The sequence below is a fragment of the Streptomyces griseomycini genome (genome assembly GCF_014203535.1).
Lineage (GTDB): Bacteria > Actinomycetota > Actinomycetes > Streptomycetales > Streptomycetaceae > Streptomyces > Streptomyces griseomycini.
Genome location: NZ_JACHJI010000008.1, coordinates 216,738 through 238,421, shown reverse-complemented (window position 1 = coordinate 238,421; position 21,684 = coordinate 216,738). Strand labels below are relative to the sequence as shown.

The window sequence follows — 21,684 nt, the reverse complement described above, 5'->3', positions numbered from 1 at the left end:
CGACCGGTCGGACCCGTATGCCTCACGGCTCGCGAGCCCGGCCCACAAGTGGAGGCTTTCGAACTCCCACCTGACCGCCCTCAGGGCGGCGGGTCACCGGTCAGGCGGTCCCGTCCCCCGTGACGGCGATCCGCCCGAAAGCGCGCCCCGCGGCCCTCGCGGCGGTGCTCCGGTAGTTCGAGGAGCCCCGCCTGTGATCGTCCGGGGCATTTTTGCTGCTTCGGCGCGGTTAGGTCTAACGAACACAGACGTTACGCGGCTGTCCGCCAGACCGTCGCGTGGTGCTACCGAGGAGGATCCATCAGCGCCGAGCCCCGCATCAACGACCGGATTCGCGTTCCCGAGGTGCGACTTGTCGGTCCCAGTGGCGAGCAGGTCGGCATCGTGCCGCTCGCGAAGGCACTGGAGCTTGCGCAGGAGTACGACCTGGACCTGGTCGAGGTCGCGGCGAACGCCCGTCCGCCCGTGTGCAAGCTCATGGACTACGGGAAGTTCAAGTACGAGTCGGCCATGAAGGCCCGTGAGGCGCGCAAGAACCAGGCGCACACGGTCATCAAGGAGATGAAGCTCCGGCCGAAGATCGACCCGCACGACTACGACACCAAGAAGGGTCACGTCGTCCGGTTCCTCAAGCAGGGCGACAAGGTCAAGATCACGATCATGTTCCGTGGTCGCGAGCAGTCCCGGCCCGAACTGGGCTACCGGCTGCTGCAGCGGCTCGCGGAGGACGTCCAGGACCTCGGGTTCGTCGAGTCGAACCCGAAGCAGGACGGCCGCAACATGATCATGGTCCTCGGTCCGCACAAGAAGAAGACCGAGGCGATGGCCGAGGCCCGCCAGGCGCAGGAGGCCCGCAAGGCGGAGGCGAAGGCCAACCCCGGCCGCTCGCAGAACCCCGCGGACACCGAGGCCCAGGCGGCCGCCGAGGAGCCTGCCGAGGCGTGACTCCCCGGGGCGCGAGCCCCAGGAAGCAACCGAAACAAGTACGACGCTCCACCGTGCCCGGTTTTCGTGACCGGGCACCGGAGCGCCACCGACGAGGAGAGAACGGCGCTATGCCGAAGAACAAGTCGCACAGCGGTGCCAGCAAGCGCTTCAAGATCACCGGCTCCGGCAAGGTGCTCCGCGAGCGCGCCGGCAAGCGCCACCTGCTCGAGCACAAGTCGTCCCGCGTGACGCGTCGCCTCACCGGCAACGCCGAGATGGCCCCGGGCGACGCCGCGAAGATCAAGAAGCTTCTCGGCAAGTGACGCCCCGGCGCGCGAGCGCCGTACGTACGTCAGACCGGGACCCAATCGAATTCGGGCCGTGTGAGCACCACCGCGGCCCCGCTACAAGGAGTTAAGAAGTGGCACGCGTCAAGCGGGCAGTCAACGCCCACAAGAAGCGCCGGGCGATCCTCGAGCAGGCCTCCGGCTACCGCGGTCAGCGTTCGCGCCTGTACCGCAAGGCCAAGGAGCAGGTCACCCACTCGCTGGTCTACAACTACAACGACCGCAAGAAGCGCAAGGGCGACTTCCGCCAGTTGTGGATCCAGCGCATCAACGCAGCCGCCCGCGCCAACGGCATCACCTACAACCGCTTCATCCAGGGTCTGAAGGCCGCGAACGTCGAGGTCGACCGCAAGATCCTGGCCGAGCTGGCCGTCAACGACGCCACCGCCTTCGCCGCGCTCGTCGAGGTCGCGCAGAAGGCGCTGCCGGCGGACGTGAACGCGCCCAAGGCCGCGTGACGCTGCGTCGGCTCTAGGCCGACGCGACTGAAGGACCCGCAGGCTTGAACGCTTGCGGGTCCTGCTGTTGCGGTCCGTCGATCGGCTGCGGGCGCGTCGTGGCCGGTCGCGCGGTTCCCCGCGCCCCCGGGGAACCGCTGTGCCGTTGCCCGGAACGTGCTGCGTGCTTGCGATCTCCAGAAGGTGAAGAACCAGATGCCCCCCGTCAGCCCCGAGCTGATCTCCCCCCGTTCCCCCCGCGTGTCCGCCGCGCGGCGGCTGGCCAAGCGGAACTTCCGGGGGAAGGAGCGGCTGTTCCTCGCCGAGGGGCCGCAGGCCGTGCGGGAGGCCGCCGCGCACCGGGAGGGGACCACCCCCACGCTCGTCGAGCTGTTCGCCACCGTCGAGGCCGCCGAGCGGTACGCCGACATCATCGGTGCGGCCCGGAGCGCCGGCGCCCGCGTCCACCTCGCCTCCGAGCAGGTCATCGCCGACATCTCCACCACCGTCACCCCGCAGGGACTCGTCGGGGTCTGCCGTTTCCTGGACACCCCCTTCGAGCGGGTCCTCGCCGCCCGGCCCAGGCTCGTCGCCGTCCTCGCGCACGTACGCGACCCCGGGAACGCCGGCACCGTGCTGCGGTGCGCCGACGCCGCCGGAGCCGAGGCGGTCGTCCTCACCGACGCCTCCGTCGACCTGTACAACCCCAAGGCCGTCCGCGCCTCCGTCGGCTCCCTGTTCCACCTGCCCGTCGCGGTCGGCGTCCCCGTCGAGCGGGCCGTGGCCGGACTCCGGGACGCGGGCGTGCGGGTGCTCGCCGCCGACGGCGCCGGCGACCGCGACCTCGACGACGAGCTCGACAAGGGCACCATGGGCGGACCGACCGCGTGGGTGTTCGGCAACGAGGCCTGGGGGCTGCCCGAGGAGACCCGCGCGCTCACCGACGCCGTCGTGCGCGTCCCGATCCACGGAAAGGCGGAGAGCCTGAACCTGGCCACCGCCGCCGCCGTATGTCTCTACGCGTCGGCGCGTGCACAGCGCGCCGCCGGAGGGTGCCGCTCCGTCACCGGGAACTAGTAGGGTGACCAGCCCGGGGACCCTCCCCAGCTCTCGGCCGGGCCCGAGCACGGGGCGCCCCGAGGAAGGTCCGAGAGGTGGGATACGGGGATGAGCGTCGGCACGAGCAGCGCACCGGGAACACGACGGACGGCACGCCCGCCCGCGCCCCGGCCCGGTGATCTGGCCGAGCTCGGCATCGACCCCGACCAGCTGCCCGACGGACTCGTCGTCGCCGACGAGCACGGGAAGGTGATCTGCTTCAACGCGGCGGCCGTCCGCATCACGGCCGTCCCCGCCGAACAGGCCCTCGGCCGACGGCTCGAGGCGGCCCTGCCGTTAGAGGACCTGGAGGGCCGCCGCTGGTGGCAGCTCACCGACCCCTACGGCGGCCTCGCCATCCGGGTGGGCCAGCCCGAGCGCAACCTGCTGCTGCCCGGCGGACGCGAGGTCCTCGTCTCGGCGCGCTACGTCCGCACCCGGCCCACCGGACCGGTACGCCGCCTCGTCGTCACCCTGCGCGACACCGAGGCCCGGCGCCGCACCGAGCGCAGCCACGCCGAGCTGATCGCCACCGTCGCGCACGAACTGCGCTCCCCGCTCACCTCCGTCAAGGGCTTCACCGCCACCCTGCTCGCCAAGTGGGAACGGTTCACCGACGACCAGAAGCGGCTGATGCTGGAGACCGTCGACGCCGACGCCGACCGGGTCACCCGGCTCATCGCCGAGCTGCTCGACATATCGCGCATCGACTCCGGGCGCCTGGAGGTGCGGCGCCAGCCCGTCGACATCGGCGCCGCCGTCGGACGGCACATCCAGGCGTACGTCGCCGCCGGACAGCCGGCCGAACGGTTCCTGCTGCGGGTCCAGCACCCGCTGCCCGACCTGTGGGCCGACCCGGACAAGATCGACCAGGTGCTCGGCAACCTGCTGGAAAATGCGGTGCGCCACGGCGAGGGAACCGTCACCATCGACATCACGCCCTCGGCGTCCCCGCGTGAACGGGACCACCGCGAACAAGGCGGCGCCGAGCACGCAGCCACGTCGGTCACCGTGAGCGACGAAGGGCCCGGCATCCCGGAGGAGTCCATGAACCGCGTCTTCACCCGCTTCTGGCGGGGCAGCAAGCGCGGCGGGACGGGCCTCGGGCTGTACATCGTCAAGGGCATCGTCGAGGCCCACGGCGGCACCATCACGGTCGGCCGCGCCCCCGAGGGCGGCGCTCAGTTCCGATTTACGTTGCCCGTGGGGGCACCGGCGTATCTCGCCTGACGAACCACGGGCGCATCCGCGTACCCCAGCCCCGTTAGACTCGGCCTTTGGCACCTTTGTGTCCCGAAAACCGTGACGAGCCGTCCACGAGTCGGTGACGGGGACCATCAGCCAGCCAATTCGGAAGCACGGGAAGAGATGTCGGCACCCAATAAGTCGTACGACCCTGTCGAGGTCGAGGCGTTGAAACCGGAAGAGATCGAGCGCATGCGGGACGAGGCGCTCGCCGCCTTCGCCGCCGCGGACTCCCTCGACGCGCTCCACGAGGCCAAGGTCGCCCACACCGGCCCCACCTCCCCGCTGGCCCTCGCCAACCGCGAGATCGGCGCCCTGCCCCCGCACGCCAAGGCCGACGCCGGCAAGCGCGTGGGCCAGGCGCGCGGTGCCGTGAACAAGGGCCTCGCCGCCCGCCAGGCCGAGCTCGAGGCGGAGCGGGACGCCCGCGTGCTGGTCGAGGAGGCGGTGGACGTCACGCTGCCCTACGACCGCGTGCCGGCCGGCGCCCGCCACCCGCTGACCACCCTGTCGGAGCGCATCGAGGACATCTTCGTGGCCATGGGCTACGAGGTCGCCGAGGGCCCCGAGGTCGAGGCCGAGTGGTTCAACTTCGACGCCCTCAACATCGGCCCGGACCACCCGGCCCGCGGTGAGCACGACACCTTCTTCGTGCAGGGCCCGAAGGGCGGCACCGAGTCCGGCGTCGTGCTGCGCACCCACACCTCGCCCGTGCAGATCCGCTCCCTGCTGGAGCGCGAGCTGCCGGTCTACGTGATCTGCCCCGGCCGCGTCTACCGCACCGACGAGCTGGACGCGACCCACACCCCCGTCTTCCACCAGGTCGAGCTGCTCGCCGTCGACGAGGGCCTGACCATGGCGGACCTCAAGGGCACGCTGGACCACATGGTGCAGTCGCTGTTCGGCGAGGGCATGAAGACCCGGCTGCGGCCGAACTTCTTCCCCTTCACCGAGCCCAGCGCCGAGATGGACATGCTCTGCTACGTCTGCAAGGGCGAGTCCGTCGGCAACCCCGACCGGTCCTGCCGCACCTGCTCGTCCGAGGGCTGGATCGAGCTCGGCGGCTGCGGCATGGTCAACCCGCGGGTGCTCACCGCCTGCGGCGTCGACCCGGAGAAGTACAGCGGCTTCGCCTTCGGGTTCGGCATCGAGCGGATGCTGATGTTCCGCCACAACGTCGAGGACATGCGAGACATGGTCGAGGGTGACGTCCGGTTCACCCGGCCGTTCGGGATGGAGATCTGATGCGGGTCCCGCTTTCTTGGCTGCGGGAGTACGTCGACCTGCCGGCGACGGAGACCGGCCGGGACGTCCAGGCCAAGCTCATTTCGGCCGGCCTCGAGGTCGAGACCGTCGACCACCTCGGCGCCGACCTCAAGGGCCCGCTGGTGGTGGGCCGGGTCGCGACCATCGAGGAGCTGGAGGGCTTCAAGAAGCCGATCCGCTTCTGCACCGTGGACGTCGGCCGGGCCAACGGCACCGGCGAGCCGCAGGAGATCGTCTGCGGTGCCCGCAACTTCGCCGTCGGCGACAAGGTCGTCGTGGCCCTTCCCGGCGCCGTGCTGCCCGGTGACTTCCAGATCGCCGAGCGCAAGACGTACGGCCGGATGTCGCGCGGCATGATCTGCTCCAGCGACGAGCTGGACATGGGCGACGACGGCTCCAAGGGCATCATCGTGCTGCCGCCGGAGACGGAGGTCGGCAAGGACGCCGTCGAACTGCTCGAGCTGGTCGACGAGGTCCTCGACATCGCCGTCACCCCGGACCGGGGCTACTGCCTGTCGATGCGCGGCGTCGCCCGCGAGACCGCCACCGCCTACGGCCTGCCGCTGCGCGACCCGGCCCTGCTCGACGTGCCCGGCCCGAACGCCTTCGGCTACCCGGTGCAGGTCTCCGACCCCACCGGCTGCGACCGCTTCACCGCCCGCACGGTGACCGGCCTCAGCCCCGAGGCGCGCTCCCCGATCTGGCTGAAGCGCCGGCTGCAGAAGGTCGGCATGCGCCCGATCTCGCTGGCCGTCGACGTCACCAACTACGTGATGATGGAGCTCGGCCAGCCGCTGCACGCCTACGACCGCAACCTGGTCCAGGGCACCATCGGCGTGCGCCGGGCCGAGCCGGGCGAGACGCTCACCACCCTCGACGGAGTCAAGCGGACGCTCGACCCGGAGGACCTGGTCATCACCGACGAGCGCGGCCCGATCGGCCTCGCCGGCGTCATGGGCGGCGCCAACACGGAGATCGCCGACCACGACGACAGCGAGAACGCGTCGACCGACGTGGTCATCGAGGCCGCGCACTTCGACGCGGTCTCGATCGCGCGCACCGCCCGCCGGCACAAGCTGTCCTCCGAGGCGTCCCGGCGCTTCGAGCGCGGCGTCGACCCGCAGGCCGCCGCCGCTGCCGCGCAGCGCACCGTGGACCTGCTGGTGCTGCTCGCCGGCGGCACCGCCGAGGCCGGTGTCACCGAGGTCATCGCCCCGACCGCGCCGCGCACCATCACCGTCCCGGCGGACCACCCGGACAAGGTCGCGGGCGTCGCCTACGGCCGGGAGACCGTCGTACGCCGTCTCCAGGAGGTCGGCTGCGACGTCTACGGGCAGGACGAGCTGATCGTCACCGTGCCGTCCTGGCGGCCCGACCTCACCGACCCGAACGACCTGGCGGAGGAGGTCATCCGCCTGGAGGGCTACGAGAACCTGCCCTCCACGCTGCCCAGGCCGCCCGCCGGGCGCGGCCTGACCGGGCGGCAGCGGCTGCACCGCAGGATCGGCCGGGCCCTGGCCGGTGCCGGATACGTCGAGGCGCCGAACTACCCGTTCGTCAGCGAGCAGGTCTTCGACCAGCTCGCCCTGGACGCCGCCGACCCGGCCCGCCGCGTGGTGAAGCTGACCAACCCGCTCAGCGACGAGGAGCCGGCCCTGCGCACCTCGCTGCTGCCGGGCCTGCTCGGCGCGCTGCGCCGCAACGACGGACGCGGCAGCCACGACCTCGCGCTGTTCGAGACGGGTCTGGTCTTCCTTCCCCGGGCTCTCGGCTCCGCTCGAGCAGGGGAGACCCCGTTGCGTGACGGGGGGAAGACCGCCGCGCAGCTGCCCGTCGACCGGCGGCCCACCGACGAGGAGCTCGCCGGGCTGGACGCCGCGCTGCCGGACCAGCCGCGGCACGTCGCCGTGGTGCTCGCCGGGGCCCGTGAGCAGGCCGGCTGGTGGGGCAAGGGCCGTCCGGCCGACTGGGCCGACGCGGTCGAGGCCGCCCGGACCGTCGCCCGCGAGGCCGGTGCCGAACTCGTCGTCCGCAAGGGCCAGTACGGACCGTGGCACCCGGGCCGCTGCGCCGAGCTGGCGATCACCGTCGACGGCACCGAGCAGGTCGTCGGCCACGCCGGCGAGCTGCACCCGGGCGTCCTGAAGACCCTGGGCCTGCCCGCGCGCACCTGCGCGATGGAGCTGGACCTGGACGCCCTGGAGCAGGTCGGCGACGACACCCCGCAGGCGCCGGGCATCTCCACCTTCCCGGTCGCCACGCAGGACGTCGCGCTGGTCGTCGACGCGTTCGTGCCCGCCGCGGACGTGGAGGACGCGCTGCGCGAGGGCGCCGGTGAACTGCTGGAGTCCATCCGCCTGTTCGACGTCTACGAGAACGCCGAGCAGCTGGGGGAGGGCCGCAAGTCGCTGGCGTACGCGCTGCGGTTCCGTGCGGGCGACCGGACGCTGACCGTCGACGAGGCGTCGGCGGCCCGGGAGTCGGCGGTCGCCCTCGCGGGCGAGCGCACCGGGGCCGTCCTGCGGAGCTAGTCACCGTGGGGCCGTGCCGAGCGGCGGGCACGCATGTGCCGTCGCCGGTCGCGCGGCCCCACGCGTCCCTCTGACGGCGCACGCCCCGCACGTCCCCGTACCGCCGGTCACCTCACTCGTTCGGGTGACAATTTCGGGTGATACGCCCGGATCGGGTCATGCGGTCGACAGAATCGGACCGGCCTTTTTGGGCCGGTCCGCGCTGTCAGGGCCTATATGGGGGGCCATCGGCATGATCCGCTTCAAGGCTGGGACCCCCCGCAGGGTGCCGCCCCGGTCCGCATCACGGGCTCCCGCGCCCTTCCGTCTTCCGTTCCGGGCCCGCACGGCCGACCACCGTGCCGCCGTCCGGCGGGGCGGGGGGCGTCCGCGGCGCCGGGTGCTCGACCTCGCACTGCCCACGACCCTGGGCGCCACCGCGGTCGCCTACCGGCTGACCTGTCCGCTCGCCCGGGACGACGCCCTCAGCGCGCGTCTCATCAGCAGTGCCGTGCTGTGTGCGCTCTGCACCGGACTGGTGCTGCACGTCCGGCGCGGGCTGCTGCGCGAACTGTGGCGGACCCGCCGGGTCGCCGAGGCCGTGCAGAGCGCGCTGCTGCGGCCGCCGCCCCCGCGTGTCGACGGACTGGCCGTCGCGGCCGTCCACCTGTCGGCCGACCAGGGCGCCCGGATCGGCGGCGACCTGTACGAGGTCGTCGCCACCGAGCACGGCGTACGGGTCGTCATCGGTGACGTCCGCGGGCACGGGATCGGCGCCGTCGGGACCGTCGCCGCCGTCCTCGGCAGCTTCCGCGAGGCCGCGCACGACGAGGCCGAACTGGCCGGAGTGCTGCGTCGGCTGGAGCGGGCGGTGGCCCGGCACCTGAGGGAGCGGGCCGGTGACGGACACGCTCCCGGGGACGCCGCCGCGGACTGCCCGGTCGCCGAGGAGTTCGTCACCGTGCTGGTGCTGGAGATCCTCCCGGACGGGGAGGTGCGGGCCCTGAACTGCGGGCACCCCTGGCCGCACCTGCTGAGCGGCGCCCGCGCCGATCCGCTCGCCCGCGCCGATCCGCTCCCGCCCCTCGGCCCGTTCCCGCTGCCGCCCGAACTCCCCGTCGTTCCCTGCGGGCACCTGCTGCCCGGCGACGCACTCGTCCTGCACACGGACGGAGCCGAGGAGGCACGGGACGCCGACGGCCGGTTCTTCCCCCTGCGCGACGTCCTCACCGAGGCCGCACGCGAGCACCCGCCCACCCCCGGGGCCGTGCTGCGCACGGTCCTCGAGGCACTCCTGCACCACACGGCCGGGCCGCCCGAGGACGACGTGGCCCTGCTGGCCCTCGGGAACGAGCGTCCGCCCCGACCCGCCCCCGCCGAGGCGCGGGGACCCGCGCGATCGGCCGCGGCGGACCTGCACCCGACCGACCACCTGCAGTTCCCGGCGTGACCGCGCGACCTCGTCACCGGGGCGACCGGCGGGGCCGTACGCCGTCCGCCCCGCCACGGAATGTCGGGCAGGCAGCTGGGCGGACGGCGCGGAAACGGGCCGCCGCACTGTACGAGGGGGAGCCGACGGCCCGGTCGGCCTCTTTCGAGGCAATCCAGTCAACCGGCCGGAAACCCTCCGCGACAGTGCGCGCACCCTGCGGGTTCGAGCACTCCGTTCACACCCCGTGTGAACGGGCAGCCACTACTCTGACGGCACCGATCCCCCGGGGGCCCGAATGCAGCCCAACACTCTGCTCGACGCGATCCTGGACGAGGCCGGAATCTCGCACGCGGGTCTGGCCGCGCACGTCAACCAGGCCGGACGGGCGCGCGGACTGTCGCTGAGGTACGAGCACACGGCCGTCGCCCGATGGCTGAAGGGGCAGCGGCCCCGGGGCCAGGTGCCCGACCTGATCTGCGAGGTGCTCGCCGCCCGGCTGCACCGCCCGGTCACCCTCGACGACATCGGGCTCGGCGTGCCCGGGGAGCCGTCCGCCGCGCACACCGGCTCGCTCTCCGGGTTCGTCGAGCGGGCCACCGCGCTGTGGCGCTCCGACCAGCAGCAGCGCCCGCACGTCCTCGGCGCGCCCGCGGTCACCGGTACGCCCGCCGTGATGCCCGTGTGGGAGTGGGAGAACCCGCCCGAGGACGTGGACGTCTCCCGCGGCGGCCGGCACCGGGTCACCCAGGGCGACCTCGACATGCTGCGCGCCGCCCGCACCCATTACGAACAGATGTACCGCAAGGCCGGCGGCATCGCGACGCGTGCCCGCATCGTCGGCTTCCTCAACGCCGAGGCCGCCCCGCTGCTGCGCGGCCGGTACACCGACGCCACCGGCCGGCAACTGCACCGGGCCACCGGCGGGCTGGTGGCGATCGCCGGGATCTGCGCGTACGACTCCGACGCGCACGGCCTCGCCCAGCGCTACTTCCACCAGGCGCTGCGGCTCGCGAAGGCCAGCGGGGACCGGGGACTCGGCGCGTACGTGATAGCGCTGCTGGTCAACCAGTCGCTGTACCTGCGGGAGTACCGGCAGGCCGTCGCGTTCGCGGAGGCTGCGCTGCGCGCGGCCGGCAGGCACATCACCCCGGCGCTCGCCTCCGACCTCTACGCGATGCAGGCCAAGGCCTATGCGCACCTCGGCGACGGCGCGAGCGCACTGTCCTGCATCCGGCGGGCCGAGCAGGCGGCCGAGCGCATCCGGCGCGGACACGAACCCGACGAGACCGGCTACGTCCAGCCCGGTCTGGTCAACGTCCAGGTGGCGGAGGCGCTGCTGAGCCTCGGTGAGCTGACGGCGGCCGGCGAGCACGCCGCGGCGGCCGTGGACACTCCCGCGCACGACCGGGGCCGGGTGCACCGGCTGGCCATGCTGAGCACCATCGAACTGCGTCAGGGCAACGCCGACAGCGCGGTGGCCATCGCGGTGCGGATGGCCGAACAGGCCCGCGGCATGGAGTCGCAGCGGCTGCGCGACAGGCTGCGGGCGGTGCGCGAGCACCTCGTGCGCAGCGGCTGCGCCGGCACGGCCGAGGCGGCCGAACTCATCGACGGGGCGCTGCGGGTGCCGCTGTAGGACAGCCGCAGCCCGGGGGGACGCCGCGCCCGGCACGCGCCTCCCCCGCGCCTTCCGCTGCGCCACGGGCGGCCTCCCGTGCGCCTGCTGCGGGCCGCGTTCTGCTGCGATATTGCCCCTGACCCGTCGGAAGGTGGCAGAACCGTGCAGTGGACGAAGCAGAACGAACAAACCGTGTATGCGAACCGCTGGTTCAGCGTCAATCTCGCGGATGTCGAACTGCCGGGCGGCCGGCATCTCGACCACTTCCTCATACGGCTGCGGCCCGTCGCCGCGGCCACGGTGGTGAACGAGGCCAACGAGGTCCTCCTGCTCTGGCGCCACCGCTTCATCACCGACAGCTGGGGGTGGGAACTCGCGGCGGGCGTGGTCGAGGACGGCGAGGACGTCGCCGGGGCGGCCGCCAGGGAACTGGAGGAGGAGACCGGCTGGCGGCCGGGGCCCCTGCGCCACCTCATGAGCGTGGAGCCGTCCAACGGCCTCACCGACGCCCGGCACCACGTCTACTGGGCCGACGGGGGCGAGTACGTCGGCCACCCCGTGGACGACTTCGAGTCGGACCGCCGGGAGTGGGTGCCCCTCAAGCTGGTCCCCGACCTGGTCGCCCGCGGCGAGGTCCCGGGCGCCGGCATGGCGGCCGCGTTGCTCCTGCTGCACCACCTCCGGCTCGGGCAGGACACCATGCCCTGACGCCTGCCCGGGGTGGGCACGGCACTGTGGTCCTGGGGGACGGGCGCCGGCCCGGGCGCCCGTCCGTCAGCGCCGGGACCGGGAGGACCCGGGCGGCGTGATGCGGACGCGCCGGGTGACGGGGGCGGCCTCGATGTCGTCGAGTTGTGCGGTGATCGTGCTGCGCAGGTCGTCGTAGTCCTCGAAACGGTGGTCGTGGAACAACGTGTAACCGGTCCACATCAGATTGGCGCAGACACGTGCCGGCACCCGGCCGGTGCGGGCGCCCATGCCCACCAGCGCCACCGACTTGATGCTGCCCGGCGCCTCCTCGTTCTGCCGGTGGATCGCCTGGAACGCGGCGGCGCAGGCCAGGGCGACGTTCAGGGTCTCGCTCACGTTCTGCGAGGAGCCCTCCATGGTGGGCGTCGGTATCAGGAACTTCGGATTGACCGCGCCGGACGGCACGCACACCGCGCTGCCCACCGGGAGGGTGCCCGCGAACCGGTCGCGGATCGCCCGCTGGACGCGCAGCTGGATGCCGGCCCCGAGGTGCCGCTTGATGGCCGCGTCGGCCCCGCCGTCCATGCGGCCCTTGGAGTTGGTCGGGTTGACCCAGGCGTCGACCTGCTCGTCGAGGATCGATCCCTTGCGGATCTCGACCCCCGGGGTGTCGGCGAACGCCGCCCGCCACGCCTCCACCACCTTCGCGTTGAGATCGGTCAGGACCACCCTGAGGGGCGGCGACTGCACTCGGTCCACGGTCATCGTCAACTCCGTTCAGAAGGCGGTGCGTCCACTGCCCGGAACGCTACTGCGCGCCACTGACATCGGGAGCGGTACGAGTCCCCGAAGCCCCCCGGGGAGCCGGCACCGGAGCCGAATGTCAGTGCCGTCCGTTACGGTCCTCGACAACTGCCCGCCGCCTGCGACGACTTCGCGCGTGCACCGTTCGCCTCGCAGGCCGCGTCCCGTCGGTACGGATCGATTCCCCGGAGCGCCTTGACCATGAGCGATGCCCACACCCCGGCCACGCCCGACCCGAGCGACCCGCTGGCCCTCGCCGAACTGTTCAAAGGCGGCGGCGAACCGTGGCTCCCGCTGCTGAAACCGGTCGTCGAGGCGCAGCCGGAAGCGGCCGGCTTCATCGGTCCGGGGCGCGGGCCGGGCGTCGTCCCCGTCCGCGAACTGACCTTCCAGGCGCTCAAGCCCAACCCGCCGCACAAGTGGAAGGTCGTCGTCTTCGGCCAGAACCCGTACCCGCGGCCGGAGAGCGCCACCGGCATCGCCATGTTCGACAACACCTTCCACGACTGGAAGGACAGCCAGTTCGGACGGGTCGTCAGCATCCGCTGCATCATCAAGGCGGCGGCGATGTGGAAGTACGGCATCCCCAAGAAGACCCCGATCGCGGACGTACGCGCCCTGCTGGAGCAGCAGGACACCGTCCAGCCGCCCGAGTGGTTCCAGGCGATGCTCACACAGGGCGTGCTGCTGCTGAACACGGCCCTCACCGCCAGCGCGGACGGGGCGATGGGGGCCGACCGGCACACCAGGTTCTGGCGACCGGTCGCCGAGCGGATCGTCGAGGAGATCCTCAAGGCCAAGCAGAGCGCCGACGAGGCGGACCGCGGAGTCGTCTTCGCCTGGTGGGGGGCGCACGCGCGCAGCCTGAAGAAGGTCGTCCAGCGCCTGGCGGCGAAGTACCCCGAGGTCGAGGTCAGGCACCTCGACCACCCGAACCCGGCGGCGCAGGGTGACGTCTTCTGCGAGGGCGAGCACTTCGCCATGGTCAACGAGGCGCTCGCGTCGGTCGGCGCCGACGCGATCGACTGGCTGCCGAGCAGGGGATGGGACAAGACCGCGGAGGGGGCCGACGCGGCCGACGCCGGCGTGTCCGAACGGATGGGCGCGTTCATCGCGTCCACCATGGAGCTGCACCAGCTCTACCTGGAGCGGCTCTCCGGCGTCAAGGACGAGGGCCTCGTCCTCCCCGGGATCACCGGCGTCTTCGACACCCCGCTCATGGATTTCCGGGACGCCGTCGGCCCGGTCACCGAGCTGCTCCCCACCCTCGACCGACACGTCGAGCGCTCGCACGCGTTCGGCAAGAGGCGCGTCGACGAGAAGGCCGGCGCCCTGTCCGCGGACGCGATCGCCGCCCTCCACCTCTACACCTGCGAGTCGGTGTTCTACCGGAGGATCAACGCCGTGCTGCGTTCCCCCGACCGGACCCAGGTCGTTCCCTATCTCCCGTACCTGCGCCTGCTGTTCTCGGCGGTCGCGCAGCTCCCCGCGCACACGCGGTCGCTGTGGCGCGGGGTGCCGCTCGACCTGCGCGCACAGTACCCGCTCGGCCGGACCGTGACCTGGTGGGGCGTGTCCTCCTGCACGCCCAGGCTCGAGGTGGCCCGGGGCTTCCTCGGCAGCCGGGGCAAGCGGACGCTCTTCGAGGTGACCCCGCGCCGCGCGGTGGGCATCCGCGACTTCTCCGCCTTCACCGAGGAGGAGGAGTTCATCCTCGCGCCGGGCACGCAGCTGAAGGTGACGGGCGTCAGGGCGGAGCGGGGCGGCCTGTGCACGGTGCGGCTGACCGAGCTGGAGGAGCAGACGCTGGTGTCCTGAGGGGAACGGCGCGGGCCCGGCACCGGACTTCCGGTGCCGGGCCCGCGGCCGGGGCGTCGTACAGCCCACCGTGTCCGCGGCGATGCCCTCCCGCCAGCGACCGCTCCACCAGCGGGCGCCCCGGGCCGTCCGCACACGGCACGGCATCGGCCGGCTCGAACAACGCATCCGAACGTCCGGTCGACAGAGGCACCGGTCGTCGCGGGGTGAGGTCCGTGCGCCAGTACGCGGCGACCGGCAGGACCCGGCCCTGGAACGGCAGGCTCCAGGGCCGGCCCTCGCGGATCGGGACGGCTCCCTTGCGCCCGCGGTGCGGTGACCAGCTTGCCGAACGGCCGCGGGCCCAGTCCGGCGAACGGGGCCGTCCAGGAGGGCTCCGACGCCGTGATCACGCCAGTCACATCAAGATCATGTCATCGGTGGCTGCCCGCGTCTGTCGGCAGACTGCTTTCCCGATACGGCCTGGACGTTGCGGGGAGGCAGGGGTGGGGTCACGGCGAGATGCCTCCGGTCCCGAGCCGGGTGCCGGGGCCTGTGCGACGCCCCCCACGGCCGCGAGTCCCTCACGATCTCCGTCCGGCGCATCGAGGCCGTGATCGTGTCCCGGGCCACTGACAACACGGTCGGTCCGAGGAGCAGCGGTTACGAACTGCCTGCACGGCGCCCGACCCGGACGACCGGACGTGATCACCGGCCAGTGGTCGCGGGACAGCCTTCGGCAGGGGTGTCACCGGCGCGGCGCCGAAGCGCTCGGTCTGGCCGGACATGCGGGTCCGTCGACACTTCGTGTACGCACCACCTGCCTGGGCCCCGGAGCGGGAGGCCCGTTGGCCGGCTGTGCGGGATCAACCCTGCCGGCCGCACGGTCTTCCGAGCCGGTGACGTGACGTGCACCCGCTGCCAGGGTCCCACGCCGAAGACCATCGTCCGAGGGTCGCACCGGGGACGTCGCTCCGCCCGAGGAGGGGCGGTGCGGCACCGCAGGGAAGGACCCGGCGGCGGCCCGGCCGTCGGCGCGTCGTGCACACGACGGCCAAGCGTGTGGGCCCTGAGCCGAACTCCCGGCTCAGGGCCCACAGTTGAGACGTCAGCCGTACGTGTAGAAACCCGACCCCGTCTTCCGGCCGAGCCGGCCGGCGTCCACCATCCGCTGCAGCAGCGGGGGAGCGGCGTACAGCGGCTCCTTGTACTCCTCGTACATCGAGTGCGCGACCGAGGCCACCGTGTCCAGGCCGATCAGGTCGGACAGCTTCAGCGGGCCCATCGGGTGGGCGCAGCCCATCTCCATGCCGTTGTCGATGTCCTCGCGGCTGGCGATGCCCGACTCGAACATCCGGATCGCGGAGAGCAGGTACGGGATCAGCAGCGCGTTGACCACGAAGCCGGAACGGTCCTGGGCGCGGATCGCGTGCTTGCCCAGCACCTTCTCGGTGAAGACCTGGGCCCGGCTCAGCGTGCCCTCGGAGGTGGTGAGCGCCGGGATCAGCTCGACGAGCTTCTGCACCGGCGCCGGGTTGAAGAAGTGGACGCCGATCACGTGGTCGGGCCGCGAGGTCGCGACCGCCAGCTTCACCAGCGGAATGGAGGAGGTGTTGGAGGCCAGGATCGCGTCCGGTCGGGCCACCACCTGGTCCAGCACCTGGAAGATCTCCGTCTTGACCTGCTCGTTCTCGACGACGGCCTCGATCACCAGGTCACGGTCGGCGAACTCGCCGAGGTCCGTGGTGAAGCTCAGCCGCGCCTGCGTGGCCTCGAGCTCCTCCTCGGTGATCTTGCCGCGCTCGGCCGCCTTGGACAGGGAGTTGAACAGCCGGGTACGGCCGATCTCCAGGGCTTCGCCGGTGGTCTCGGCGACCTTGACGTCAAGTCCGGCCCGGGCGCACACCTCGGCGATCCCCGCGCCCATCTGACCGCAGCCCACCACTCCGACGCGTTCGATGTCGGTCACATCGTCCCTTTCGCTACTGCTTACGGCTGTGGCAGGTCCGCCGGGTCCCGGTGCCTGCTCCGTTCGTGCACGTTACTCCGAAGTATCGATGATCGATCGCCCGGGTGGGGCATCCCGGGCGCGGGACGGACCGTGACCGGGCGGTCCGGCGGGGTTCCACGGGGGCACGACGGGGCGAGTGTCACGCAGGGCGTTCGCGGCGGTGACGCCGGCCGCACCGGCCACGGTGCCGCGGGCACCCCCGCGCCGGGGCGGCGCGCGGCGCCGGGCGGCGAGACGCGGGGCGTGTGACTGGCCACCGTGACCAACCGGGACCGGCCCTTCCGGCCGGGGCCGGGCGCCGCGCTCCGGCGCGCCGAGCTGGTCGCCCACCTCGACGCGGCCGTCCGCGCCCGGCTCGACACCGTGATCCCCCAGGTGCGGCCCGCGGCGGCGCCTTCCCGGACCGGGCCGCGTGGCGGCGGGACAACGTCGACCGGCTGGTGCGCGAGACGGCGGCCGGGACCAAGGAGATCCGGCCCGGCGCCCGCTTCGGGGCCAACCCCTTCGGGGCGTGGCGCGACGCGGACCCTTCCCCGAGCTCTCGACCGCGCTCGAGCAGGGAGGCCCCGACGGCTCGGACACCCGGGCGGGCGTGCGGACGTACGGCGACCTGCACGCGGGCACCCGCCGGTGGGCCCGGGAGAACCGGAGCGGCTGCATCTGTCCGCCCGCGGCGGTACTGGAGCATCGGCCTCACCGCCGACCACGCGGGACTGCTCCCCTGGCGGGCCGAGGTCGTACGGGGCCCGGGGACCCGGCTCCACCCGGGGGAGGCGCTGTACAGGGCGGGCGCCCCGGCGGGACCCGGCCGGGGCGTCCCGGCACCTCGCCCCGGCCGAGGAGTACGCACCGGCCCGCGGGCACGTCTTCTTCGCCGTCCGCGAGGCGGCGCCCGACCCGGTCGGGGCGATGGCGCGGGTGGTCGCCGACCGCTACCGGCGGCCGGCGGGACCCCCGCGCTGGTCCACCGCCGGGTTCACTGCTGGTGGGTCTTGTGCCGGATCTCGGTGTCGGGGCCGGGCGAGCACACGCCCTCGTGTCCGTCCTCGAAGCGGACGCGGTAGGGCGGGTTGCCCTCCTGCCCTATCACTTCGACGATCTCGCCGACCTTGTCGTGCTGACCGACCACCCTGCCGTGCTGGACAAGCTGGTCACCCACGGTTGCGTGCATCGGGGCCTCCTCACAGGTGCGGGAGCGGCGGTCCGTGGCCTCGAGTCTACGGCGGAGCACGCCGCCCGGCAGCGGGTCGTACGCGCTCCTCAGCCGCGCGCCCGCTGCGTGACGGCGATGCACACGAGCACCGCCGCGGCCGTCAGCGGGGCGGCCACCGTCAGGTGCTCGTTCAGCAGCAGCACCGACCACACCAGTGTGAGCAGCGGCTGGGCCAGCTGCAACTGGCTGGCCTTGGGGATGCCGATGGCCGCCATGCCCCGGTACCACACGATCAGCCCGAGGAACTGCGAACCCGCGGCCACCCACAGCAGTCCGGTCACGCTGTGCGCGGTCAGCCGCACCGGCTCGAGCGTCAGCGCGACCGCGGCGGCGGGCACGGTGAGCGGCAGGCACAGCACCAGGGCCCAGCCGATCACCTGCCAGCCCGGCATCACCCGGGCCAGCCGGCCGCCCTCGGTGTACCCGGCCGCGCACACCAGCAGCGCCGCGAAGAGGTACAGGTCGGCCGTGGTCAGCGCGCCGCCGCTCTGCTGGACGGTGAACGCCACGACGGCGGCGGCTCCGGCGAGGGCCGCCGTCCAGAAGGTGCGCGAGGGGCGGGAACCGACGCGCAGGGCGGACAGCAGAGCCGTGGTCAGCGGGAGGAGGCCCACCACGACGGCCGCGTGCGCGGTGGTCGAGGTCTGCAGCGCCAGGGTGGTCAGCATCGGGAAGCCGAGGACCACCCCGGTGCCGACCACCGCGAGTCCGGGCCAGTGGTGCCGGGCCGGCAACGGGACGCGCAGGGCCAGCAGGCAGCCGCCCGCGACCAGTGCCGCGAGCACGCTGCGCACGGCCACCAGCGACCAGGGGCCGAAGCCCTCCAGGCCCCAGGCGGTGGCCGGGAAGGTGAGGGAGAAGGCGACGACGCCGAGGGCGGCCTGGAGGGTGCCGAGGCCGGCGCGGTCCCGGTGGGCGGTGACCGCTATCGGGGGCGCGGCGGTAGCGCTACTCTGTGTTCTCATGCACGAGCGTAGCAGTGTCGGTGAACTGGCGGAGCAGCTGCGGCGGGAACTCGACCGCTACTCACCTGGTGGAAAGCTCCCGTCCAGTCGGGCCCTGGTGGAGCGGTTCCGGGTGAGCCCCGTGACCGTCTCCCGGGCACTGGCGCAGCTCGCCGCCGAGGGGCTGGTGGTCACCCGGCCCGGCGCCGGCGCCTTCCGCGCGCAGCCCCGGGTCCCGGCCGCTCCCGCCGGGGACACCTCCTGGCAGGAGGTCGCCCTCAGCGCGGACGGCGCCGCCGACCTCGTGCCGCGCTCGGTGGACGCCTCCGGGGTGCTGGTCTCGCTCGCCGCGCCGCCGCCCGGGGTGATCGAGTTCAACGGCGGCTATCTGCACCCCTCCCTGCAGCCGGAGCGGGCGATGGCGGCGGCGCTGGCCCGGGCCGGGCGCAGGCCGGGCGCCTGGGGGAGGCCGCCCGTCGAGGGGCTGCCGGAGCTGCGCGAGTGGTTCGCGCGCAGTGTCGGGGGACCGGTCACGGCGGCGGGGGTGCTGGTCACCTCGGGCGGGCAGTCCGCGCTGACCACCGCCCTGCGCGCACTCGCGCCGCCCGGCGCGCCCGTCCTGGTCGAGTCGCCCACCTACCCGGGCATGCTGGCCATCGCCCGCGCGGCCGGACTGCGCCCGGTGCCCGTCCCGGTGGACGCGGACGGCGTGCGGCCCGCGCTGCTCGCGGACGCGTTCCGGGCGACCGGCGCCCGGGTCCTCGTCTGCCAGCCGCTGTTCCAGAACCCCACGGGCGCCGTGCTCGCACCCGACCGGCGCGGCGAGGTGCTGGCCATCGCCCGCGCGGCGGGCGCCTTCGTGGTCGAGGACGACTTCGTCCGGCGGCTGGTGCACGAGGACGCGGGTCCGCTGCCGCGCCCGCTCGCCGCCGACGATCCCGACGGGGTCGTGGTGCACGTCTGCTCGCTGACCAAGGCGACCTCGCCCAGCTTCCGGGTGGGCGCCCTCGTCGCGCACGGCCCGGTGCTGGAGCGGCTGCGGGCCATCCAGGTCGTCGACACCTTCTTCGTCCCCCGTCCCCTCCAGGAGGCCACGCTGGAACTCGTCGGCTCGCCCGCCTGGCCCCGCCACCTGCGCGCGGTCTCTGCCGAGCTGCGGGCCCGCCGGGACGCCATGACCGCCGCGCTCCGCCTCCGCCTGCCGGAACTCGCCCTGCCGTACGTCCCGTCCGGCGGCTACCACCTGTGGCTGCGGCTGCCCGACGGCACGGCCGAGCCCGCCCTGACGGCCGCCGCCCTGCGCGCCGGCGTCGCCCTCGCCCCCGGCCGTCCCTACTTCAGCGCCGAGCCCCCGGCCGGCCACCTGCGGCTGAGCTTCGCGGCGGTGGCGGGCACCGGGGAGATCACGGAGGGGGTACGGCGCCTGCGCACCGCCTGCGACGAGGTGCTCTGAGGAAGGGACAGCCGTCGATCTCGTACGACGGCGCCTGCGGAGCCGTCACGCCGGTGACGCGGCCTGCCGGTTCGGCCTCCGGTTCCCGGAGCAGCTCCTCGGCGGCGAGCCGCGGACGGGGGAGGCGCGGTACGCCTCCACGAGGTCCTCGTACCGCTCCTCCAGCCGGTCGTGGTCGGCGGCGGTCGTGACCCCGTTCCTGCCCGCAGCACCTGATCCCCCGCTGACAGCGCCTCCGACCTGCGAAAACCACTCGACGCCGACGCTTGGACCTGGCAACCTCCCGGCATGACCGACGACTTCGGCCTCCCCGAGGGCCACGAGATCTCCACCGACCCCGACCGGATCGACGCCGAGCGGGTGCACCGGTGGCTGTCCACCGACGCCTACTGGGCCCTCGGGCGCTCCCGGGACAAGCAGGACTCGGCGATCGCGGGCTCGCTCAACTTCGGCGTCTACGTGTCGGCGTCGGGGGAGCAGGTGGCCTACGCCCGGGTCGTCACCGACCGGGCCACCTTCGCCTGGCTGTGCGACGTGTACGTCGACCCGTCGGTACGGGGGAAGGGCGTCGGCACGGCCCTGGTGGCGGCCGTACGGGAGGAGCTGCGGCCGTGCGGACTGAGGCGCGTCATGCTCGCCACGCACGACGCGCACGGCGTCTACGCCAGGCTCGGCTTCCGGGCGCTGGACCGGCCCGACCACTGGATGGCGCTCGTCTTCGAGTGACCGCGCGGCCGGTGCGCGTCACGGACGGCTCGTCCGGCGGATCCCGATCCGTGGGCAGGGCGTGGCGCACCCCGGGTGACGTTCGTGGTGACACCTCTCGACCTGCGTACTTCCGCGGCCGACGATGCGCGGCGTGGCGCTTCGGGGCACGTTCGTCGCCGCCGCGGGCAGCTCCTCGGCGCTCGCCGAACGCTTCGGGGACGACCGGCCGCTGGACCGGGTCGGCTGGGGCGAGGTGCAACGGGTCGCCCACGAGCTGCTGCCGCTCGCCGCGGCCGAGCTGCGCTACTGCTCGCCGACCCCGCGCAGCCGTGCCACCGGGGACGGCCTCGGCTACGCCCCGCCGGCGCAGCTCGCCCTGTGCGACTGCGACATACATGGGCCGCCGGCGCGGACTGCCCCTGGGCGAGGCGATGGCCCGGGAGCCGGAGGCGGTCGGGGGAGCCTGGCTCACCGACCCGCGGGCCACGCCGCACGGCGGGGAGTCGCTGCCGGACTTCGTCCGGCGCGTCGGCGGCTGGCTCGACACCCGGCCCGCCCCTGGAGGACGGCTGCGGGGTGGTGGCCGTGATCCGCGCGGCCCCGGTGCACGTGCTGCAGGCACCGCCGGCGACGTACTGGAACATCGACGTCCGCCCGCTGCCGACGACCCGTGTGGCCGGCCGGGCCGCTGGAGCCTCTGCCTCGACGGGGTGTCCGCTCAGCCCGTGCGCGCGTAGCCGGTGGTCAGCTCCAGGTCCTTGGCCGGCCCGCGCACCCGCCAGACCGTCTGCCAGTGGTCCTCGTCGCGGACGGTGAACTCGCCCCGGTAGAGGTCCGCCGCGCACGGGTGACCGGCGACGTGCCGCCCCGTCGTGAGGTCCAGGTCGTGGAACGGGCGGCCGTCCGCGAACCGCACGTCCGCCGTGCCGCCCGGTCCCGGCAGGAAGCGCAGGGTCCGCTCGGCGGGCCGGGCGACGCCCCGCCAGGTGAAGGTGCCGGACTCCCGGTGCAGCAGGCCGCCGCCCTCCAGCGGGCCGAAAACGGTCGTCCCCTCGAAGCGCCCGCGGTCGCCGCTCGCCAGGTCGCGCACGGTCCGCTCCACGCGCCAGCGGCCGCTCAGGTAGGCCAGCACGTCGGGTACCGGCCAGAACTCGCCCATCCCGTCCCGCCCTCGCGTGGTCTCC

General features: G+C 73.4%; 18 protein-coding genes and 2 pseudogenes. 14 read left to right on the top strand and 6 right to left on the bottom strand.

The window, feature by feature from the left end; all coding sequences use genetic code 11:
* Nucleotides 1-300 precede the first annotated feature (300 nt).
* The 10 genes from infC to FHS37_RS23515 all read left to right on the top strand — a co-directional run bounded on the left by infC (nt 301) and on the right by FHS37_RS23515 (nt 11,588).
* Nucleotides 301-945, top strand: coding sequence for a translation initiation factor IF-3 (infC, locus tag FHS37_RS23560; RefSeq protein ID WP_184824866.1), 645 nt, complete (start codon nt 301-303; stop codon nt 943-945).
* A gap of 110 nt (nt 946-1,055) precedes the next feature.
* Nucleotides 1,056-1,250: a 50S ribosomal protein L35 gene (gene rpmI, locus FHS37_RS23555; protein WP_003977225.1), complete on the top strand. Its 195-nt coding sequence runs from the start codon at nt 1,056-1,058 to the stop codon at nt 1,248-1,250.
* Nucleotides 1,251-1,348: 98 nt separating this feature from the next.
* Entirely contained in the window at nt 1,349-1,732 is a 384-nt protein-coding gene (gene rplT / locus FHS37_RS23550; protein ID WP_004933571.1) for a 50S ribosomal protein L20, read from the top strand.
* Between the two features lie 195 nt (nt 1,733-1,927).
* Nucleotides 1,928-2,788 carry a TrmH family RNA methyltransferase gene (locus FHS37_RS23545; RefSeq protein ID WP_184824505.1) on the top strand — a complete coding sequence of 287 codons (861 nt, stop codon included), beginning with the start codon at nt 1,928-1,930 and terminating at the stop codon, nt 2,786-2,788.
* 90 nt (nt 2,789-2,878) lie between these two features.
* Nucleotides 2,879-4,039 (top strand): sensor histidine kinase, encoded by a 1,161-nt coding sequence (locus FHS37_RS23540; protein WP_184824504.1) that lies wholly within the window; start codon nt 2,879-2,881, stop codon nt 4,037-4,039.
* Nucleotides 4,040-4,177: 138 nt separating this feature from the next.
* The gene (gene pheS / locus FHS37_RS23535) at nt 4,178-5,299 is read left to right on the top strand and encodes a phenylalanine--tRNA ligase subunit alpha (RefSeq protein ID WP_184824502.1); all 1,122 of its coding nucleotides are present in this window, start codon (nt 4,178-4,180) and stop codon (nt 5,297-5,299) included.
* Nucleotides 5,299-7,851, top strand: a complete 2,553-nt coding sequence (gene pheT, locus FHS37_RS23530) for a phenylalanine--tRNA ligase subunit beta (RefSeq protein ID WP_184824500.1) — start codon at nt 5,299-5,301, stop codon at nt 7,849-7,851. Before pheS ends, pheT begins: the two co-directional genes overlap by 1 nt.
* Before the next feature lie 379 nt (nt 7,852-8,230).
* Nucleotides 8,231-9,280, top strand: coding sequence for a PP2C family protein-serine/threonine phosphatase (locus FHS37_RS23525; RefSeq protein WP_229889768.1), 1,050 nt, complete (start codon nt 8,231-8,233; stop codon nt 9,278-9,280).
* A gap of 277 nt (nt 9,281-9,557) precedes the next feature.
* Complete coding sequence (locus tag FHS37_RS23520; RefSeq protein ID WP_184824496.1) at nt 9,558-10,898, top strand: NsdA family TPR-like regulatory protein; 1,341 nt, start codon at nt 9,558-9,560, stop codon at nt 10,896-10,898.
* 144 nt (nt 10,899-11,042) lie between these two features.
* On the top strand, nt 11,043-11,588 hold the full coding sequence (locus FHS37_RS23515) for an NUDIX hydrolase (protein ID WP_184824494.1): 546 nt from the start codon (nt 11,043-11,045) through the stop codon (nt 11,586-11,588).
* Between the two features lie 66 nt (nt 11,589-11,654).
* On the opposite strand, the gene FHS37_RS40585 is transcribed toward FHS37_RS23515, so the two are convergent.
* On the bottom strand, nt 11,655-12,335 hold the full coding sequence (locus tag FHS37_RS40585; RefSeq protein WP_184824492.1) for a macro domain-containing protein: 681 nt from the start codon (nt 12,333-12,335) through the stop codon (nt 11,655-11,657).
* Nucleotides 12,336-12,575: 240 nt separating this feature from the next.
* On the opposite strand from FHS37_RS40585, the gene FHS37_RS23505 reads away from it, so the two are divergent.
* Nucleotides 12,576-14,192, top strand: a complete 1,617-nt coding sequence (locus tag FHS37_RS23505; RefSeq protein ID WP_184824490.1) for an ADP-ribosyltransferase domain-containing protein — start codon at nt 12,576-12,578, stop codon at nt 14,190-14,192.
* A 184-nt stretch (nt 14,193-14,376) separates the two neighbouring features.
* Here FHS37_RS23505 and FHS37_RS39790 read toward each other — a convergent pair.
* The 4 genes and pseudogenes from FHS37_RS39790 to FHS37_RS23490 form a co-directional block, all read right to left on the bottom strand.
* A pseudogene (locus FHS37_RS39790) lies at nt 14,377-14,593 on the bottom strand (IS5/IS1182 family transposase); the annotation flags it as partial.
* Between the two features lie 686 nt (nt 14,594-15,279).
* Nucleotides 15,280-16,140: a 3-hydroxybutyryl-CoA dehydrogenase gene (locus FHS37_RS23500; RefSeq protein ID WP_184824488.1), complete on the bottom strand. Its 861-nt coding sequence runs from the start codon at nt 16,138-16,140 to the stop codon at nt 15,280-15,282.
* Between the two features lie 1,018 nt (nt 16,141-17,158).
* Nucleotides 17,159-17,353: a DUF1918 domain-containing protein gene (locus tag FHS37_RS23495; protein ID WP_184824486.1), complete on the bottom strand. Its 195-nt coding sequence runs from the start codon at nt 17,351-17,353 to the stop codon at nt 17,159-17,161.
* A gap of 89 nt (nt 17,354-17,442) precedes the next feature.
* Complete coding sequence (locus tag FHS37_RS23490) at nt 17,443-18,360, bottom strand: DMT family transporter (RefSeq protein ID WP_184824484.1); 918 nt, start codon at nt 18,358-18,360, stop codon at nt 17,443-17,445.
* Between FHS37_RS23490 and FHS37_RS23485 the strand changes: the two genes are divergently transcribed.
* The 3 genes and pseudogenes from FHS37_RS23485 (at nt 18,359) to FHS37_RS39780 (ending at nt 21,237) form a co-directional block, all read left to right on the top strand.
* Nucleotides 18,359-19,792 carry an aminotransferase-like domain-containing protein gene (locus FHS37_RS23485; protein WP_184824482.1) on the top strand — a complete coding sequence of 478 codons (1,434 nt, stop codon included), beginning with the start codon at nt 18,359-18,361 and terminating at the stop codon, nt 19,790-19,792. The two genes, FHS37_RS23490 and FHS37_RS23485, sit on opposite strands and share 2 nt — an antisense overlap.
* A gap of 288 nt (nt 19,793-20,080) precedes the next feature.
* The gene (locus tag FHS37_RS23480) at nt 20,081-20,518 is read left to right on the top strand and encodes a GNAT family N-acetyltransferase (RefSeq protein WP_184824480.1); all 438 of its coding nucleotides are present in this window, start codon (nt 20,081-20,083) and stop codon (nt 20,516-20,518) included.
* A gap of 133 nt (nt 20,519-20,651) precedes the next feature.
* A pseudogene (locus FHS37_RS39780) lies at nt 20,652-21,237 on the top strand (histidine phosphatase family protein).
* Here FHS37_RS39780 and FHS37_RS23475 read toward each other — a convergent pair.
* Nucleotides 21,219-21,659: a DUF6314 family protein gene (locus FHS37_RS23475; RefSeq protein WP_184824478.1), complete on the bottom strand. Its 441-nt coding sequence runs from the start codon at nt 21,657-21,659 to the stop codon at nt 21,219-21,221. The pseudogene FHS37_RS39780 and the gene FHS37_RS23475 sit on opposite strands and share 19 nt — an antisense overlap.
* Nucleotides 21,660-21,684 lie beyond the last annotated feature (25 nt).

Bases quoted from the DNA above. Each gene is read 5' to 3' on its own strand.
- rpmI (WP_003977225.1), top strand. From the start codon at position 1,056: ATGCCGAAGAACAAGTCGCACAGCGGTGCCAGCAAGCGCTTCAAGATC.
- FHS37_RS23545 (WP_184824505.1), top strand. From the start codon at position 1,928: ATGCCCCCCGTCAGCCCCGAGCTGATCTCCCCCCGTTCCCCCCGCGTG.
- FHS37_RS23540 (WP_184824504.1), top strand. From the start codon at position 2,879: ATGAGCGTCGGCACGAGCAGCGCACCGGGAACACGACGGACGGCACGC.
- pheS (WP_184824502.1), top strand. From the start codon at position 4,178: ATGTCGGCACCCAATAAGTCGTACGACCCTGTCGAGGTCGAGGCGTTG.
- pheT (WP_184824500.1), top strand. From the start codon at position 5,299: ATGCGGGTCCCGCTTTCTTGGCTGCGGGAGTACGTCGACCTGCCGGCG.
- FHS37_RS23520 (WP_184824496.1), top strand. From the start codon at position 9,558: ATGCAGCCCAACACTCTGCTCGACGCGATCCTGGACGAGGCCGGAATC.
- FHS37_RS40585 (WP_184824492.1), bottom strand. From the start codon at position 12,335: ATGACCGTGGACCGAGTGCAGTCGCCGCCCCTCAGGGTGGTCCTGACC.
- FHS37_RS23505 (WP_184824490.1), top strand. From the start codon at position 12,576: ATGAGCGATGCCCACACCCCGGCCACGCCCGACCCGAGCGACCCGCTG.
- FHS37_RS23495 (WP_184824486.1), bottom strand. From the start codon at position 17,353: ATGCACGCAACCGTGGGTGACCAGCTTGTCCAGCACGGCAGGGTGGTC.
- FHS37_RS23485 (WP_184824482.1), top strand. From the start codon at position 18,359: ATGCACGAGCGTAGCAGTGTCGGTGAACTGGCGGAGCAGCTGCGGCGG.
- FHS37_RS23490 (WP_184824484.1), bottom strand. From the start codon at position 18,360: ATGAGAACACAGAGTAGCGCTACCGCCGCGCCCCCGATAGCGGTCACC.
- FHS37_RS23480 (WP_184824480.1), top strand. From the start codon at position 20,081: ATGACCGACGACTTCGGCCTCCCCGAGGGCCACGAGATCTCCACCGAC.
- FHS37_RS23475 (WP_184824478.1), bottom strand. From the start codon at position 21,659: ATGGGCGAGTTCTGGCCGGTACCCGACGTGCTGGCCTACCTGAGCGGC.